The sequence below is a fragment of the Nocardia blacklockiae genome (assembly GCF_015477355.1).
Classification (GTDB): Bacteria; Actinomycetota; Actinomycetes; order Mycobacteriales; family Mycobacteriaceae; genus Nocardia; species Nocardia blacklockiae.
In genome coordinates this window covers 1-16781 of sequence record NZ_JADLRJ010000006.1, presented here as the reverse complement: position 1 = coordinate 16781, position 16781 = coordinate 1, and the positions used below count along the sequence as shown (strand labels likewise).

Sequence of the window (16781 nt, the reverse complement as noted above, 5' to 3'; positions counted from 1 at the left end):
CCTTTCGCTCGTACCTACCCCGTACTCGGGCACCGCTCGCCGTCGTGCCCGCGCCTTCCACCGATTCACTCCACCGCGGACGGGCCGCCCTCGAGTAATCGGCGGAAGCCGTCCTCGTCCAGGATCGGCACACCGAGTTCCTCCGCCTTGGCCGCCTTGGAGCCCGGTGCGTCGCCGATCACGACGTAGGCGGTCTTCTTCGACACCGAGCCCGCCGCCTTGCCGCCGCGAGCCAGGATCGCCTCCTTGGCCTCGTCGCGGGAAAGGGTCTGCAGCGAACCGGTCACCACGATCGAGAGGCCCTCGAGGGTGCGCTCGATGGATTCGTCGCGCTCGTCGGCCATTCGCACGCCGGCCGCGGCCCACTTCTCGACGATGGCGCGGTGCCAGTCGACGGTGAACCATTCCTTCACCGCGGCCGCGATGGTGGGGCCGACACCGTCGACGGCGGACAGTTCCTCCAGCGTGGCGCTTTCGATGCGTTCCATGCTGCCCAGTTCGGTGGCCAGCGCGCGGGCGGCGGTGGGGCCCACGTGCCGGATCGACAGGGCGACCAGCACCCGCCACAGCGGCCGGTCCTTCGCGGTGTCCAGATTCTGCAGCAGGCGTTTGCCGTTGGCGGAGAGGCTGCCGTTCTTGTTGGTGAAAAGCGTTGTGCTGAGCAGCTTTTCCTCGTCGAGGTCGAACAGGTCGCCCTCGTCGGTGAGGACGCCGGACTTCAGCAGGTCGACGGCGGCCTCGTAGCCGAGCGCTTCGATGTCGAACGCGCCGCGCCCGGCCACGTGAAACACGCGCTCGCGCAACTGCGCCGGGCAGTGCCGCTGGTTGGGGCAGCGAATGTCGGCGTCGCTCTCCTTCTCCGGGGCGAGTTCGGTGCCGCATTCGGGACAGTGGGTGGGCATCACGAATTCGCGTTCGGAGCCGTCGCGCACGTCGGCCACCGGGCCCAAGACCTCGGGGATGACATCGCCGGCCTTGCGGATGGTGACGGTGTCGCCGATCAGGACGCCCTTGCGTTTCACCTCGGCGGCGTTGTGCAGGGTGGCCATCGAGACCGTGGATCCGGCGACGGTGACCGGTTCCATGACCGCGAACGGGGTGACGCGACCGGTGCGGCCGACGTTGACCTGGATGTCGCGCAGTTTGGTGGTGACCTCCTCCGGCGGGTACTTGTAGGCGATCGCCCAGCGCGGCGCGCGTGAAGTGGAGCCGAGGCGGCGCTGCAGCACCATCTCGTCGACCTTGATCACCTGGCCGTCGATCTCGTGCTCGATGTCGTGGCGGTGCTCGCCCCAATAGCGGATGCGCTCGACGATCGCGTCGGCGCCCTGCACCCGGACGGTGTGCTCGGAGACGGGCAGGCCCCACGCGGCCAGCGCGCGATAGGCCTCGTACTGCGAGGCCGGGGTGAAGCCTTCCATCCGGCCGAAGCCGTGGCAGATCATCCGCAGCCGGCGGCGCGACGTCACCGCCGGGTCCTTCTGCCGCAGTGAGCCGGCGGCGGTGTTGCGCGGGTTGGCGTAGGGCGGTTTGCCCTCGGCGACGATGGCGGCGTTGAGGGTCTCGAAATCCGCCAGCCGGAAATAGACCTCGCCGCGCACCTCGAGCAGCTTGGGCACCGGGAACTCCGTGCTCGCGGCGAGTTGGACCGGGATGTCGTCGATGGTGCGGGCGTTGAGCGTGACGTCCTCACCGGTGCGGCCGTCGCCGCGGGTGGCGGCGCGGGTCAGGCGGCCGTCCTCGTAGACGAGGTTCAGGGCGACGCCGTCGATCTTCACCTCGCACACGTAATGGATGTCCGGACCGGTCTCGGCCTCCACCCGGCTCACCCACACGCGCATCTCGTCCTCGTCGAAGACGTTGTCCAGCGAGAGCATCCGCTCGAGGTGGTCGACCGCGGTGAATTCGGTGGCGAAACCGCCGCCGACCAGCTGGGTCGGCGAATCGGGGGTGCGCAGGTCCGGGTGGGCCTCCTCCAGGGCCAGCAGGCGCTGGAACAGCTTGTCGAACTCGCCGTCGGAGATGATCGGCGCGTCGCGCACGTAGTAGCGGAACTGGTGCTCGCGGACCTCCTCCGCGAGCTGCTGCCACTGGGTACGCTCGTCCGCCGTCGCCTCGGTGCCCTCGATCCCGGATTCGCTCACAGCAGGCAGATTAGCCGAGTCCACCGACACCTCTCCGGCACATACGGGCACGTCGCGCCCACTGATTCGCGGTGCGCGGGGTCCCGCGCCCGCGCGCATCGGGTCGACAGCGGGGCCGCGGGAGGACGATGATCGAGTCGTACCGGCGACCATTCCGGCGCCGCGATCGGGAGGGCAGATGGAACTCGGCAAGGCACTCGACTTCGCCCGCGCACACCGCAGGTCGGTACTGACGACCATCCGCGGCAACGGCCGCCCGCAGCAGTCCAATGTGCTGCATCTCGTCGGCCCGGACGGCGTCGTCCGCATCTCGATCACCGCCGACCGCGCGAAGTACGCCAACCTCCGCCGCGAGCCGTGGGCAGCGCTGCACATCACCAGCGACGACTTCTGGTCCTACGCCGTCCTGGAGGGCGACGCGCAGCTGACACCGGTCGCGGCCGACCCGCACGACGCGACGGTCGACGACCTCGTCGACTACTACCGCGAGGCGAGCGGCGAACACCCGGACTGGGACGACTACCGCCGCGCCATGGTCACCGAACGCCGCGTGCTGGTCCGGATCACGCCCGCCCGGGCATACGGCATGCTGCCCTGACCGCCGCATCCTGCCCTTGCCGCCGATCCGTGCGGTGCGCGAGGGCGACGAATACGTCATCACCGGGCGGCGCGTCTTCCGGCGCGACGGACCGTCAGACAGCCAACACGGGCGCACCGAGCGCACGCCGCACCGGCGGCTCGTAGCCGCGCCACGCCTGCGCCAGTCGATGCGCGGCCCGGCGTAGATCATCTTGCGCAGCAACGAAACTGATGCGGACGTACGCCGTGCTGCCGCCGGTGGCATCGAGCCCGGTGCCGGGCAGGATCGCGACGCCGTGCCGGAGTGCGCGCTGGGCGAAGGAGGTGCCGTCGCCGTAAGGCAGTGGTACCCACAGGGTTTGGCCGCCGGGGACGGGAGCCACTTCCCATTCGGGTAGCAGTGCGTGCAGCTCGGACAGCAGCAGGTCGTGGCATTCCTTGCGTTCCAGCACTATTCGTTCGCGTATTCGGTCCAGGCCGGGGAGGAGTTCGGCGGCTGCCAGCTGCGCGGGGACGTTGCCGCCGAGGTCCTGCACCGCGCGCAGCCGCGCGAGTCGATCGACTACCGCGACCGGTGCGCGCACCCAGCCGACACGCAGTCCGCCCCAAAGGATCTTGCTCAGTGAGCCTACGGATATCACGTCTCCGTACGCGGCCAGCGGCGGCGGAGGCGGTTCCGAGCCCGGGAAACTCAGCTCCGACAGCACTTCGTCGTCGATCAGCGGAACCCCCGACGCCGCGGCCGATTCCACCAGCGCCCGCCCGCGCAACGCGGGAAGCACAGCGCCGGTGGGATTTTGGTGAATCGACACCACGTAGGCGAGCGCGGCGTCGTCCACCTGGCCGAGACCGATCGGCCGACCTTCGAGCACCGCTGCCATTTCCCGGAAGGCTTCCAGCGCACCGGGATACGTGGGCGTCTCGACGAGGACGCGGTCGCCGGGGTGCAGGAAGGCGCGCGCGATCAGCGACAGCGCATGCTGACCGCCACCCGTGACCAGAATCTGGTCCGGCTCGGTCGGCACTCCCTTCGCGCGGTACCGATCGGCGATCGTCTTGCGCAGCAAGGGCTCTCCGAGCGGGTGATAGCCGATGTCGTTGTCGACCGCCGCCAGCCGGGGCAGCATCTTCCGATACGCCTCGGCAACCTCCGGCGGTGGCCGCTGCGGGGCGGCGCAGGCGAGTGCGATGACATCCGAATCCGGTTCCAGCAGTTGCAGAAACGCCGGGGAGTGCGTCGTGTGCGGCACCGCGGCCGGACTCGTTCCCGCCACCCGGGTGCCGCTGCCCTGCCGCCGCACCACCCGGCCCTCGACGTGCAACAGGTCGTAGGCCGCCACCACCGTGCTGCGGCCGACGGCCAGCGCCTTGGCCAGCACGCGGTCCGGCGGCAGCCGCGTACCGGCGGGCAGTTCGCCGTCGTCGATCAGCGTGCGGAGCCGCCCGGCCAGCAGCAGATACAGCGGACCTCGACCCGCTGACCAGCGGCCGAGCCGATCGGCCAGTTCGATTGGTTCCATGAGCAAACCAATTGTGCCGAATTGGCTCTAGGTCCGCGCGGGCGGGGCTCCGACGATGGATTCATGACCAAGGTTTCCATCCCCGACACCGTCGCCGCGCTCGCGGGCCCCTGGCAGCCGCAGGACCTGGCCGTCGCCAACGACGCCATCGTGCGCGTGGCCCGCCTGCACGGCGAATTTCCCTGGCATCACCACGATGAGGACGAACTGTTCCTCTGCTGGGACGGCACCTTCCGCCTCGAACTGCGCGACCGCGAGCCGGTCGTCCTCGAGCGCGGCGACCTGTTCGTCGTACCCCGCGGCCTCGAACACCGTCCGGTCGCCGACGAGCCCGCGCACGCTCTGATGATCGAGCGCCCTGACACCAAGCAGTACGGCAACTGACCACACCCTTGCAGGGTGCGCCGTGTTCAGGGCGCGGGCGTCACCGATTCCGCGATCTCCCAATCGTTCGGATGACCGTGCACGGACGGGTCGTACAGCACCACGAACCAGAACCGCTGCGGCGCCGACAACGGAAACGGCCCCACCGCCAACTCCTCGGACGTGTACCGATCACTACTCATCGTCCGCACCCAACTCGGCGCCCCACTCTGCTGATCGATCCATTTCTGATAGACCGACCGCGCCGGCTTCGCAGCCATGATCACCGACATCAGCGGCAACGCATCGAGCTCCGCCAACGTCGAAACAAACCGAAGATCACCGCTCACCCCAGCCAATCTATTGGACCAGCCCACGGTTTTCACCAACAACCGTGACCCAAATCATGGTTTCGATGCCAAGACGCCCAGCGCCGCGCGCTACCCCAGTTCGCCCCGCCCAAGCCGTCCAACGAACGAATCCCACTCCCCCGCCCCGAAAACCAGCGCCGGGCCACTCGGATCCTTGGAGTCACGCACGCCGACAAGCCCATCCCCCAGATGAGCAACCTCGACACAGTCCTTACCGCCACCACTACGACTCGACTTGAACCACTTCGCACCTGACAGTTCGACGTTCACGCCCGAAACTCCCTCGCTGCTTGCCGTAGACGGCGATTACTCGATGCAACGTCGAGCGACGATTGCACTATGACGCTGTACGCCTGACGATAGCTGCCAACGTCTTTGGCACGCTCAAGGTACAAGTCGCCCGCGTAGGACTCGACGTACACGACAGTCGGGGACACCTCGCGCCCGCCGGCGCCCGTACCGAAGTCGAGGATCGTGAACGGCCCCGTCGGGATGCCGGTAGGAAACCCTGCCTCGAACGGGAGGACTCTCACATTCACGTTGACCGGCATGGTTGCCAAGTGCTCCAACTGTTCTGCCATCACATCCGCCCCGCCGACCACGGTCCGTATCGCAGACTCGTGAATTACCAGATCGACCGCAGCGGGGTTCGTCTTACGCATGATCAGAGCCTGTCGCTTGACCTTCAGCTCGACCCGACGTTCCAGCTCCTCGTCGGTGATCTGCGGGAAGTAGATCCTGTCGACAGCACGCGCGTACGCACGTGTTTGGAACAACCCCGACGGCATGTCGGGCCGAAAGATCGACAGTCGCCGGGCGCTGGATTCCAGTCCGACATAGAGATCGAAATTTCCGGACATGACATCGTCGAACGCCTGCCACCAACTCTTGCCCGCCGATTGCTTGGCGAGCCCGACCAGGCCCGCGATCACATCTTTGTCTTCGATGCCGTAGATGCGACATAGCGCCTCGACATCGACCACACGGATGTTGGGCGACTTGCCGGCCTCGACCCGCGACAGCTTGCTTGCCGACCATTGCATCAGCGGCGCTACATCGTCGAGCCTCATGTTCGCCGCCATCCGAGCCTCTTTGAGGTATTGCCCGAGCTGCCTCCGCGGCAGTGTCGTCGAGTTGTCCTCGCTCACGGTCCGTTCCCCTCGCTAGTCGTCAGGAGCGACGTTCCCTTGCACCATGCAAGAACCTGGGTGCCTCCGTGAAAGCCGCTCTGGGCCTTCGGAAATTGTGCCGTGCAATTGCATGGTGCGCTTGCATCGGCAAGATGTCCAGTGCTGTCCTGGACTCACCCGATGACCGGAAAGCTTGGATCAGGAAGCCGCTCAACCGATTCCCGCCGGATGCGACTTGATTCGAGACCCTACCGAATGGACGGCGTTGTGCGGTCGACGCCCTCCAGGACGCCGGTCATCGGGCCAATAACCCTGAGCCCGTCACCCAGCGAGGTTCGCCATGCCTTCAGCATCAGACCAACGACCGGCACTTGCCGGGCCACAATCCGAGAACAGCCGAACTGCGGCAAACGATCGTCTACGCAGCGAAGTGCCCGAGTCGCACATACCACCCCAGCCATCCGAAGCCCGGGCGCACGCTTTCTTCACCGACGGCAGCACACCATGGATCCTGTTGTCTCAGTGCGGCATTGGGAACGTATCGGCCGATACCGACGAGCTGGTGAGCGTGGCATGCCCATCGTGGTTGTGCGATGGTCTCATCCCGCTAGTGGACGGCAAGATCGTCTCGCACCGAGTTCAGGACCGCGAACGTTGCCCGTGGTCAGGTACGCGTGTGCTCGACGACCGCACAACACACGCCTCGACGGACGTGACAGCGGTAGGGCGATGAGGGCACATCCAACGGCGTTCGCGTGGGTAGACCTCGCCGTCAGCCCGTGGGGAGAGTGGGAGAACGCCAGAATCGGCCGGCTCGCCCGACGACTCGGCTACGAGCTGTACCTGCCCGGCCCGTCCGCAATCCCGTTGGTCGATCAAGTGCGCGCCGCCGACGTCGACGCTGTGGTCACCCCCTCACCCAGCCACCTCGACGTCATCCAGCTACACGCCTTGATGTGCATTGTGGACATCGAAACACTCACTCCCCGAATGAGTTTTGCGCGCTGGACGATGTTCCCCGGCGAGACGGGGCAAACATGAACGGAGCAGCATGGTTGGCCCTCACGGCTCTAGTCGTGATCTACGGCGGGGTCGTCCGCATTCTGTTGCGCATGGGCCGGGGTGACGACAGCGAGACGCCCGCCCGTGCCGAGTTCGTGGCATACACGCACGCAGCTCCCGGGCGGCCGTTCACCACACCGCAGGCTCACCGCACGATGCAGCAACACCGCACATGCCGCCGCGAGGACTGCCCGCGCAAGCGCGCCGCCTACCAAGCCCTAGTGGAAGCCAGACGAGTCCGTCCGGACTCAGGCCGTACGTACTGACCCAGAAGGCACACACAGGCTGCTCTGTGAACCCACAGGTAAGGAAAGTTCATGAGAATCGCTCACCACCCGTTCCGTCGTGTGCGTGTCGCTACGCCGTTTGTTACATTCACCCAGTCGACATCGGGCGGTCGAAAGGGTGGGGATGCGTCGAATCAAGCTTGTATTGGCCGTCGCAACGGCCGGGGCAGCGCTCGTGGCCGCAGGTGGATGTATGGATAGCCAGTCGGCAGACAAGACACCGACCAGCGCCGCGGCACCTGCCCTGTTCAATCCGTGCACGAGCATCCCAGACGATGCGTTGCGCACGGCCGGCGTCGACCCTGCAACGAGAGACAGTGGCATTGCGGGTGTGCCGCAGTCAGGCTTCGAAATCTGCGGATGGAGGGGCCAGCAATACTCGATCACGGTGTACTCATCCGCCCGCACGGTCGCAGACTACGAGAGCCGCTCTGACTATGGCGATTTCCGCGACGTAACCATTGCCGGGCGAAGTGGTCGACAGTTTCGAGACCAAAGCGGCGGTGCCGGTCACCTCGCATGCGACGTAATCTTCGCTGCCGCACAAGGAAGCGTCCAAATCGAGCTACTCAACAAGGCCAGCGCGGACAATCCTCCTGAACCTTGCTCAGCCTTGCAGCAAGCCGCCACAGCCTTGGTCCCACACCTGCCGAAGTAACGCCACTATCCGTAGGAGGCCGAGGATGAGTACGGCGGATGCAGAAAAGTGGACGGGTTTCGCCGAGCAAGCACGGGCAGGAGGTCTTTACCTCGACGACGAGGCTGCCGCCCGTGAGTGCCTCAAGGCATGCACAGACCGCATCGCCGACCTTGAGGAAACCCTCATCCAGGTACGCCGCACCAAAACAGTGGCCGGTTTCGGAGACTTCGTGATGGCCGGCGATCTCACCAAGAAGTTCGTCGAGCAGGGCGTCGACATCGAAACCTCGATTCTCCAACACATCGAGACAATCAAAAAAATGCAAGAGGTCATGCGCTTGTCCGTATCGAAGCTTGTCGGTCAGGACGTAGACAACTCAGGCAGTATCAGGCCATCGCCATAGCTCCGCGAGATCCGACAGCACTCGATGATTGCCCCCGGGAGTTGAATTCACCCCATGCGGACACCCCGACACCCAACTAGATATACATTTCACCGTCGCACACGTCAATAAACCTCGACCTGCTGCCGCCGCATATCCTCACCCAAAGTAGCTCGCCATTAACGGTTAGGCTAAATGATCCGAATCTATTAGATAAGAGTATTCAGGATCCCGCCCCATGCCTCCATAGCTTTGGCAATCTCCGGACCTGACAGGGCAGCATTTTTCAACGCAGTTACCAGCGATTTTACTACGCCGCGCTTTCGTTCCCCAGGGGGGGATTTAGCCTCATTGGCGAGGAGTTCGAGATTGTCGAGTAGATCTTGTCTCAACTCGTCGTCACCGTCTGTGTCGGCAATAATCGCGCTCTCCAAGGCTTTGAGCGCTTCCGCCAAATCAGAAGTACCTTGTTTCATAATCCCCGCAATAGATGAGTTGATTGCTTCAAGTCTCATAGCCACGGGTCCGTAGATCGTGCCACCGTTTATCGTTATAGAATATTGCGGCTGCGATTTCTGAGCCGAAGATTCAATATAATCTGGCATATTTTTCCTCACTTCTTCCAAGTAAACAACTCCAAGAAACAAGACACATTCAGCAAACCGAACACCGCTATCTATGTAGGGATTCTTATACGCTTTCCAATTTTGCACAAAAAACAAGAACTCGTCAGCGGGATTACGTCCCGCATCCAGTGAATGTTCCGATACTCGGAGACCTCGAAGAAGCTTGAAACCTTCTTCCACCCATCGCTCTATAGCTTCCGCTACGTCGCTTGGAACATCACCGCGCTCGTTGCCAAGCCGACCTAGTTGGCCGACCCTCTCTTGTCCTGCGCGGATAACCTGACCGAGATCACCCGAAAAATAACTCTTATTGATACCATCGCGTAAACTTGTGTATCTAGGCGGCTGGAACGCGTCAGTAAATAGACGCGGACTAAGCTCGTAGATCTGGGATCCAGAGCCAAGCGCCAAGCGTTTGTCGAGCATTACCCCGACGAATTCTTCCAACCGAGCGAGCATGCGCTCCAAGGGGTTGAAGGCCCAAGTCTGAATTGCGCCTTCAATCTCGATGAGAGATTCACCATCTGAGAGAATCGCATGATCCGCATGCTTTCCGAGTGGGTCATATGATGGCCACAAGCCCTTCATGCTATCCTGCCATTCAGGAGCAATCTCGGCAACCCACTCCAAACATTCACGCATCACTTGCTGTTCCTCGGGCTCATACTTACTATCCCAGTAATCACCCCGTCGCTCCGTTGCGGCGCGCTGAATTCGCACAGTCCATTGATGGGCTTGCTCCTTCAAGCTCGTAAGAAAGGGACGCAGTACCGCCCATAGGCTTGCCTCCGCAGCTTTGACCACGCCCCATGCTTCTTCGCTCTGCACCCTTCAATCCTGCTGCGATGTCCTCATCAGCGCAAGGAGGCCGACGTCCCGAAAATCACTCAATACGCAACACTTCCCCGGTTTCCAGTAGCGTCTTCAGGTTGGCCAGGATGGTCGGCCAGCCAGTGCGGATTCCCTCCAGCAGCGCGCTTCCCGGTTCGAAACCGTCATGGACGACCGTCAGTTTCACGGTCTCGCCCATGGGTTCGATTTCGAAGGCCACCTTGGAGCGGGGCTCGCTCATCCACTTCCGTGCTGTGTCGTGGTCTACGCCGAACTCGTCGGCGTGTTCGAGGCTCATCGTGTGCCAGGTGTAGGACAGTTTGCGGTACGGGTCCGCTTCCAGCACTACCTGTTCGGGATCGGTACTCTTCCAATCCTTCTCGTGCCAAGTCATCACTGAGCCCGGCTGCCAGTCGGTCTCGAAGGAGGCACCCCAGTACCGCTTGGTGAATTCCGGCTGGGTCAGGGCCTGCCAGAGCTTTTCGGGGGTGGTCCTGATGTAGGTGGTGTAGACGAATTCTTCGGTCATGGTGGCCTCCAGGGCGGATTTGAGGTCGGCGAGGGCTTGGACGCGCCCGCGCTCGTAGCGGTTGATCCAGCGGTCGGCGATGGCGTTGATGGGTTCGGCGTTCAGGTAGTGCAGTTTTTCGCGGCCGCGGCGGCGGGTGGTCACCAGATTCGCCGACTCCAGTACGGCCAGGTGCTTGCTGACGGACTGGCGGGTCATTTCCAGGACGGCGCACAGTTGGCGGAGAGTCTGGCCGTTGTCCGCGTTCAGGCTGTCTAGCAGGCGGCGCCGGCTCGGGTCGGCCAGCGCCTTGAACACCTCGTCCACGTCGTCACCTCCATAGGCAACCAATTGGCTGCGTTTCTACAATAGGCAGCCGTTTGGTTGCATGTCAACACCGGTGTCGCGCCGCGCCGGGGCGGGCGGCAGGATGGCACGGGTGCTGCGCAGTTTTCAGGTGACGAACCACAGATCGCTGGCCGAGACGCAGGAGCTGCGTCTGGTCGGCAGCCGAGCGGGAGCATTGCCCGCACCCGTGACCGCCGTCCACGGCACCGCCGCGACCGGCAAGTCCAGCCTCGTCGACGCGCTGGGCCACATGCGCGACGCGGTGCTGAACTCCGTCACCGGCTGGGATCCCTACGCCGGGCCGGTGCGCGCGCCGCATCTCGGATTCGCCGACCGCCCTTCGGAATTCGTCGCCACCTTCGTCGCCGAAGGGGTGCCGTACACCTACGGGTTCCGCCTCGACAACGCCGATGTGACCGCCGAGTGGCTGCACAGCCATCCGCACAGCCGCAAGCGGATCGTCTTCGAGCGGGAGGGCGAGCAGATCCGCGTCGGCCCGATGTTCGAACCGGCGCGCTACGGCATCGGCGCGCTGGTGCCGCTGGTGCGCCCGAATGCGTTGCTGCTCAGCCTGACCGGGCAGATGTCCGCCGAGGCGCTGGTCCCGGCGTACCGCTGGTTCGCCGCGCAGCTGGATGTGCAACGGGGACAGCACGATACGCAGACCATCGCGCACCACCTCGGCAGCCACATCTCGCGCTCCCCCGACAACGCGGCCCGGCTGCTCACCCTGTTGCGCTCGGCGGACCTGGGCATCGAGGATCTGCTGATCGCCGAGAACGACCCACTGTACGCGGACTACCTGCGCGACCTGGACAACGACATCGCCGGTGCCGCAAGCGAACTCGACGCCTGCGTCGCCTCGCCCGCGCGCGCCGAGCAATTGCGGCAGACCCACGGCCTCACCCCGACCGGCCTGGAACGCGAGCTGAGCAACCTGCGCGCCGCGCGCGACACCCTCTACTCCCGCATGGTGGCCCGCCGCGGCGTCGGCCTGGGCCTGGTGCACGGGGGCATCGACGCCGCGTTCGACATCGCCGACGAGTCCACCGCGACGCTGGCCCTGCTGCGCCTGCTGCCGCCGATGCTGGACGCGCTCGACACCGGCCGGGTGCTGGCCGTCGACGACATCGACACCCACCTCACCGGCGACGCGGCCGACCGTCTCATCCAGCTGTTCCAGAACCCGGAGACCAACTCGCGGGGCGCCCAGCTGATCTTCACGACGCGCAACCGCACGCTGGTCGACCGCGGCAACGGCCGCTCACAAGCGCGCCGCACCACGGTCTGGCAACTGCGCCGCACCCCGCAGGGCACCACCGAACTCACCGCCCACTGAACCCAGGAATGTGCCCCCGACCTGCGCGGTCCCGGTTCGGCGACGGCCGCGCATAGCATGGGGGCATGTTGGAGTTCGCGTTCCTGGTGACGGCCGTGGTCGTGCTCGTGGCGCTGGTGATGGCGTACCGGCGCGGCCGGGGCGGCGGGCGGCCCGGTGGCGGGTGGAACCGTCCGCAACCGGAAACCGGCACGCTGCACGTCACCGGCGTCAGCCCCCGACCGGCCGCCCAAGGCAACCAGTACGTGACCATCACGGGCACGATCTCCGGCCCCACCGTCGCGGGCGAAACCGTCTACGGCCGCTTCGCCTGGGACGTGAACCAATGGCCCTCCCCCGGCGAGCAGATCCCGGTCGAGTACCCGCCGGGCAAACCCCAGAACTGGCAACTGGGCCACCCCGGCGCACGCCCGTACTTCGGCGGCTGATCCCCCGCACACGCCTACTTCGGCGACCGACTCCCGCGGCGCGCAAGTAGTGCGGTAACCGGCGCACGCCATGGGCGGCACCTGCACATTCACCTGCGAGCGCCACACGAGCTCACTCGAACGCGATCGACTCCGGGTCCTCGGCGAACACGCGGGCGGTTTCGCTGGCCAGTTCCAGGGCGCGGCGCGCCCAGGTCTGCGGTGCGCCCGCGAGGCCGCAGGCGGGCGTGACGAGCACGCTGTCGCGCAGGGTGCGACGAGGAAAGCCGAGGCGGTCGATCAGGCGAACACCGGGCTCGGCCACGTCGCGCCAGGTGACGCGGCCGGGTGGGGCGATGGTGGGAATCAGGCCGAGCGCCAGGAGTTTTCCGCTGTCCAGGAGTTCGCCGATGCCGTCGAGATCCGCCGTGCCGATGGCGGCGATGTCGAAACCGATGGCGGCGGCGGAAGTTCCGCGCAGCAGGCCCAGGGCGGGCGGCTCGGCACAGGTGTGAACCAGCACGGGAACCTCCGGCGCGGTCACGACGGTGTCGAGGACGTCCAGCGCCTCCGGTTCCGGCAGCGCGCGCACGGTGTGCATGACACTCGCCCCGCGAATCGACCCGTCGAGCACGGCGGTCAGCGACGGTTCGTCCAGTTGCAGCACGACATTCGCGCCGAGCCGCTTGCCGACCTCGGCGACGTGCTGGGTGAGGCCCTCGGCCAGCGACGCCGAAAGATCGCGCACCGCACCGGGATCGGTGAGCACCCGGTGCCCGCCGGCCAGCTCGACCTGCGCGGCCAGCGTCAGCGGTCCCACCGACTGCACCTTCACCGTGCGCGCGCTGCCCGCCAGACCCGCTGTCTCCCAGGCCTCTTCGAGCGCGTCCAGATCGGTGCGCAACAGGTCGAAGGCCCGTCGCGACACCGATCCCGGCCGCGGCGCCATCCGGTAGCCGCGCGGCGAGACCTCGAACTGCATGTCCACCAGCAGCGCCGAGGCGCGGCCGATCAGGTCGGAACCCGGTCCGCGCCCGGGCAATTCGACCAGATGCGGCAGCTCGCCCAGTTCGCCGACGACGGTCGCCGCCGCCTCCCGCACATCGGTCCCCGGCCACGACCCGACCCCGGTCGCGATCCCGCCGCGCAACAGCACCTTCTCACCCGATGTCACCGTGCACCATCCAGCTCGTTCGATAGCGATGTCGGCGCGCACTCGCCTGCGAGGCGCCACCAGGAAATGTCCGCGCCCGGATGCGGGCCGCCGACGTCGACGTCACAGGGCGGCCGGACGCGATATCCACAGCCTACGACGCGCGGCCCGGTCAGCGGGCCGACTCGGCGGCCGAACCCGCCAGGTCCGCGGCGTCGGCACGCCCCGTGTCGCTGATGGTTCCGCTGCCGATCACCTCGTCGCCCGCCGCGTCGGGGCGGTACAGCACCACGGCCTGACCGCGCGCCACCCCGGTCAGCGGCTCGCGCAGCCGCACCTCGAGCCCGCCGCCGACCGCCTCGGCGACCGCCGGCGCGGTGCCGCCGTGCGCCCGCACCTGGGCGACGCACTCGATCGGCCCGACCGGCGCGGTGCCGGAGGTCCAGATCGCCCGCTCGGCCCGCACGGTCGACACCCGCAGCTCCTCGGCGGCGCCCACCCGGACGGTGCCGGAGTCGGGATCGATCTCGGTGACGTAGCGGGGGCGGCCGTCCGGCGCGGGCCCGGGCAGCCCGAGCCCCTTCCGCTGGCCGATCGTGAAGCCGTGCACCCCTTCGTGTTCGGCGAGCTTGCGCCCGTCGGAGTCGACGATCGCACCGGGGCGCACCCCGATCTTCGCGCCCAGGAAGGCGCGGGTGTCGCCGGAGGGGATGAAGCAGATGTCGTGCGAGTCGGGCTTGTCCGCGACCGCCAGGCCGCGCTCGGCCGCCTCGGCGCGGATCTGCGGCTTCGGGGTGTCGCCCACCGGGAACATCGCCCGCGACAGCTGCTCGGCGGTGAGCACCGCCAGCACGTAGGACTGGTCCTTGTCGGCGTCGACGGCGCGCCGCAGCACCCCGTCGTCCAGGCGCGCGTAGTGGCCGGTGGCCACGGCGTCGAAGCCGAGCGCCACCGCCCGGTCGGCGAGCGCGGAGAACTTGATCTTCTCGTTGCAGCGCAGGCACGGGTTGGGGGTCTCGCCGGCCGCGTAGGCGGCGACGAAGTCGTCGATCACGTCTTCCTTGAAGCGATCGGCGAAATCCCAGACATAGAAAGGGATTCCGAGCACATCGGCGGCGCGGCGCGCATCGCCGGCGTCCTCCTTGGAGCAGCAGCCGCGCGACCCGGTGCGCAAGGTCCCGGGCGTCGCCGACAGGGCCAGGTGCACCCCGACCACCTCGTGGCCGGCGTCGACCGCGCGCGCGGCCGCCACGGCGGAATCCACGCCGCCACTCATCGCTGCGAGCACTCTCATCGCGTACCTCCCTTCGCCCCGGCCAGCCCCGCCGCCTCGGCGCGCTCCACCACCGGCGGCAGCACTTCCAGCAGTCTTGCTATGTCGTATTCGGTTGTGGTGTGCCCCAAGGAGAATCGCAGCGAACCGCGGGCCTGCCGGGTCTCGACGCCCATGGCCAGCAGCACGTGGCTGGGCGCGGCGACCCCGGCGTTGCAGGCCGATCCGGTGGAGCATTCGATCCCGGCGGCGTCGAGCAGCATCAGCAGCGAGTCGCCCTCGCAGCCGGGAAAGGTGAAGTGGGCGTTGCCCGGCAGCCGCCGCGCACCCTCGGGCCCGTTCAGAATCGCGCCCGGGATCCGGGCGCGCACACCGGCGATCAGCTCGTCGCGCAGGCGGGTCAATTCGGCTGCGCGCGTGGACAATCCGCGCACGGTCTCGCGCAGTGCGGCGGCGAGGCCGAGGGCCGCGGGCACATCGGAGGTCCCCGACCGGAGATCGCGCTCGTGCCCGCCGCCGTGGATCATCGGCACGCAGGGCACCTGCCGACCCAGCAGCAGCACGCCGATGCCGTGCGGCCCGCCGACCTTGTGCCCGGCGAAACTGGCCGCGGCCAGCCCGGCGGCGCCGAAGTCGATGGGCAGCTGCGCGGCGGCCTGCACCGCGTCGCTGTGCATCGGCACGTCGAATTCCTGTGCGACGGCGGCCAGTTCGTCGATCGGCTGGATCGTGCCGACCTCGTTGTTGGCCCACATGACGGTGACCAGCGCGGTCTCGGCAGCGTGCGCGGACAGTGCCGCGCGCAGGGTGCGCGGCGACACCGTGCCCGTGCCGTCCACCTCCAGCAGCGTGACCCGCGCGCCCTCGTGCTGTTCGAGCCATTCGACGGCGTCGAGCACCGCGTGGTGCTCGACCGCGCTGACCAGGATGCGGGTCCGCGCCGGATCGGCGTCGCGGCGCGCGCGGTAGATGCCCTTCACGCCGAGGTTGTCGCTCTCGGTGCCGCCGGAGGTGAAGATGACCTCGGAGGGCCGCGCACCGAGGTCGGCGGCGATCGACTCGCGCGCCTCCTCCAGCCGCCGCCGCGCCGCGCGCCCGGAACCGTGCAGCGACGACGCGTTGGCCGCCCCGTGCAGGGCAGCGGTCATCGCCTCGATCGCGCCGGGGAACATCGGTGTCGTGGCAGCGTGATCGAGGTAGACCGTCTGGGGCGCCGCACCGACCGGACCCGGGAAAGCCGAACTCATGACCGATCCAGCCTATCCCACCACTGACCTGCGCATCTTGGCGGCACCTGCCCTCCGTGATTTCGTCGATTCACCCGTGACCCCAGAACCGGCGACGCCCGCCGGGTATTCCCGCTCTCCCGGGGGAAACACCGCGACGACGGCCGCCGAGTGGTCCCGGGAGACCACTCGGCGGATGCCCGTCACGCGATGGGTGGGTGCCCTACCGAGCGGCCGGGCAGCGTCCGCTCGATCGGTGTCATCGACAGTCTGACGGGTGGGGTATGCCTGCCGGCGGCCTGGAAGGCATGGTCGGGAACCGCCGGCGAAGCATACGTCTCGGGTTACAGCTTGCCGCCGCCCCCGATGACCCAGGGGTTGAAGGTGCACTGCAACGGCTGGGAGGGATCCAGCGTGTTGAGGATGATCGACAACGCGCGCGGCGAGTACATCAGCGTCAGGTGATCGGACAGGTCCTGCTCACACCCGTCCTGCAACGTGATGTTACGAACCGTCGCACCCGGACCCGGCGTCAGGAACGTCAGATCATACGGCGTGGTCACCTCGTCATAACGAGTACCGACCACCGTGT

The 16781-nt window shown here is 66.8% G+C and carries 17 protein-coding genes and 1 pseudogene; 7 read left to right on the top strand and 11 right to left on the bottom strand.

The window, feature by feature from the left end:
* Positions 1–65: 65 nt before the first annotated feature.
* Positions 66–2144 (bottom strand): NAD-dependent DNA ligase LigA, encoded by a 2079-nt coding sequence (ligA, locus tag IU476_RS19435; protein ID WP_324194137.1) that lies wholly within the window; start codon positions 2142–2144, stop codon positions 66–68.
* A gap of 178 nt (positions 2145–2322) precedes the next feature.
* On the opposite strand from ligA, the gene IU476_RS19430 reads away from it, so the two are divergent.
* Positions 2323–2742 carry a PPOX class F420-dependent oxidoreductase gene (locus IU476_RS19430; protein ID WP_195102105.1) on the top strand — a complete coding sequence of 140 codons (420 nt, stop codon included), beginning with the start codon at positions 2323–2325 and terminating at the stop codon, positions 2740–2742.
* 94 nt (positions 2743–2836) lie between these two features.
* On the opposite strand, the gene IU476_RS19425 is transcribed toward IU476_RS19430, so the two are convergent.
* The gene (locus IU476_RS19425) at positions 2837–4243 is read right to left on the bottom strand and encodes an aminotransferase-like domain-containing protein (protein ID WP_195102102.1); all 1407 of its coding nucleotides are present in this window, start codon (positions 4241–4243) and stop codon (positions 2837–2839) included.
* Positions 4244–4306: 63 nt separating this feature from the next.
* Here IU476_RS19425 and IU476_RS19420 point away from each other — a divergent pair, with 63 nt between their 5' ends.
* Positions 4307–4627 carry a cupin domain-containing protein gene (locus IU476_RS19420; protein ID WP_195102100.1) on the top strand — a complete coding sequence of 107 codons (321 nt, stop codon included), beginning with the start codon at positions 4307–4309 and terminating at the stop codon, positions 4625–4627.
* 26 nt (positions 4628–4653) lie between these two features.
* Here IU476_RS19420 and IU476_RS19415 read toward each other — a convergent pair whose 3' ends face one another.
* The 3 genes from IU476_RS19415 to IU476_RS19405 all read right to left on the bottom strand — a co-directional run bounded on the left by IU476_RS19415 (position 4654) and on the right by IU476_RS19405 (position 6125).
* Positions 4654–4956 (bottom strand): hypothetical protein, encoded by a 303-nt coding sequence (locus IU476_RS19415; RefSeq protein WP_195102098.1) that lies wholly within the window; start codon positions 4954–4956, stop codon positions 4654–4656.
* Positions 4957–5046: 90 nt separating this feature from the next.
* Entirely contained in the window at positions 5047–5247 is a 201-nt protein-coding gene (locus tag IU476_RS19410; RefSeq protein ID WP_195102095.1) for a DUF397 domain-containing protein, read from the bottom strand.
* Positions 5244–6125: a helix-turn-helix domain-containing protein gene (locus IU476_RS19405; protein ID WP_324194136.1), complete on the bottom strand. Its 882-nt coding sequence runs from the start codon at positions 6123–6125 to the stop codon at positions 5244–5246. Before IU476_RS19405 ends, IU476_RS19410 begins: the two co-directional genes overlap by 4 nt.
* Positions 6126–6836: 711 nt before the next feature.
* Here IU476_RS19405 and IU476_RS19400 point away from each other — a divergent pair.
* The 3 genes from IU476_RS19400 (at position 6837) to IU476_RS19390 (ending at position 8499) form a co-directional block, all read left to right on the top strand.
* On the top strand, positions 6837–7148 hold the full coding sequence (locus IU476_RS19400; RefSeq protein ID WP_195102094.1) for a hypothetical protein: 312 nt from the start codon (positions 6837–6839) through the stop codon (positions 7146–7148).
* Between the two features lie 432 nt (positions 7149–7580).
* Positions 7581–8114, top strand: coding sequence for a DUF3558 domain-containing protein (locus IU476_RS19395; RefSeq protein WP_195102092.1), 534 nt, complete (start codon positions 7581–7583; stop codon positions 8112–8114).
* 25 nt (positions 8115–8139) lie between these two features.
* The gene (locus tag IU476_RS19390) at positions 8140–8499 is read left to right on the top strand and encodes a hypothetical protein (protein ID WP_195102090.1); all 360 of its coding nucleotides are present in this window, start codon (positions 8140–8142) and stop codon (positions 8497–8499) included.
* 188 nt (positions 8500–8687) lie between these two features.
* Here IU476_RS19390 and IU476_RS19385 read toward each other — a convergent pair whose 3' ends face one another.
* Both IU476_RS19385 and IU476_RS19380 read right to left on the bottom strand, forming a co-directional pair.
* The gene (locus IU476_RS19385) at positions 8688–9932 is read right to left on the bottom strand and encodes a globin family protein (RefSeq protein ID WP_195102088.1); all 1245 of its coding nucleotides are present in this window, start codon (positions 9930–9932) and stop codon (positions 8688–8690) included.
* A 55-nt stretch (positions 9933–9987) separates the two neighbouring features.
* Positions 9988–10770 carry an ArsR/SmtB family transcription factor gene (locus IU476_RS19380; protein ID WP_195102087.1) on the bottom strand — a complete coding sequence of 261 codons (783 nt, stop codon included), beginning with the start codon at positions 10768–10770 and terminating at the stop codon, positions 9988–9990.
* A 61-nt stretch (positions 10771–10831) separates the two neighbouring features.
* Between IU476_RS19380 and IU476_RS19375 the strand changes: the two genes are divergently transcribed.
* Entirely contained in the window at positions 10832–12130 is a 1299-nt protein-coding gene (locus IU476_RS19375) for an AAA family ATPase (protein WP_228823963.1), read from the top strand.
* A gap of 65 nt (positions 12131–12195) precedes the next feature.
* The gene (locus tag IU476_RS19370; protein WP_195102086.1) at positions 12196–12558 is read left to right on the top strand and encodes a hypothetical protein; all 363 of its coding nucleotides are present in this window, start codon (positions 12196–12198) and stop codon (positions 12556–12558) included.
* A 112-nt stretch (positions 12559–12670) separates the two neighbouring features.
* Here IU476_RS19370 and IU476_RS19365 read toward each other — a convergent pair whose 3' ends face one another.
* The 4 genes and pseudogenes from IU476_RS19365 to IU476_RS19350 all read right to left on the bottom strand — a co-directional run.
* Positions 12671–13711 (bottom strand): methionine synthase, encoded by a 1041-nt coding sequence (locus tag IU476_RS19365; protein ID WP_324194135.1) that lies wholly within the window; start codon positions 13709–13711, stop codon positions 12671–12673.
* A 151-nt stretch (positions 13712–13862) separates the two neighbouring features.
* The gene (gene mnmA, locus IU476_RS19360) at positions 13863–14984 is read right to left on the bottom strand and encodes a tRNA 2-thiouridine(34) synthase MnmA (RefSeq protein WP_195102085.1); all 1122 of its coding nucleotides are present in this window, start codon (positions 14982–14984) and stop codon (positions 13863–13865) included.
* Positions 14981–16210: a cysteine desulfurase family protein gene (locus tag IU476_RS19355; RefSeq protein ID WP_195102084.1), complete on the bottom strand. Its 1230-nt coding sequence runs from the start codon at positions 16208–16210 to the stop codon at positions 14981–14983. The genes mnmA and IU476_RS19355 overlap by 4 nt, the downstream gene beginning before the upstream one ends.
* 323 nt (positions 16211–16533) lie before the next feature.
* A pseudogene (locus IU476_RS19350) lies at positions 16534–16781 on the bottom strand (lipase); the annotation flags it as partial.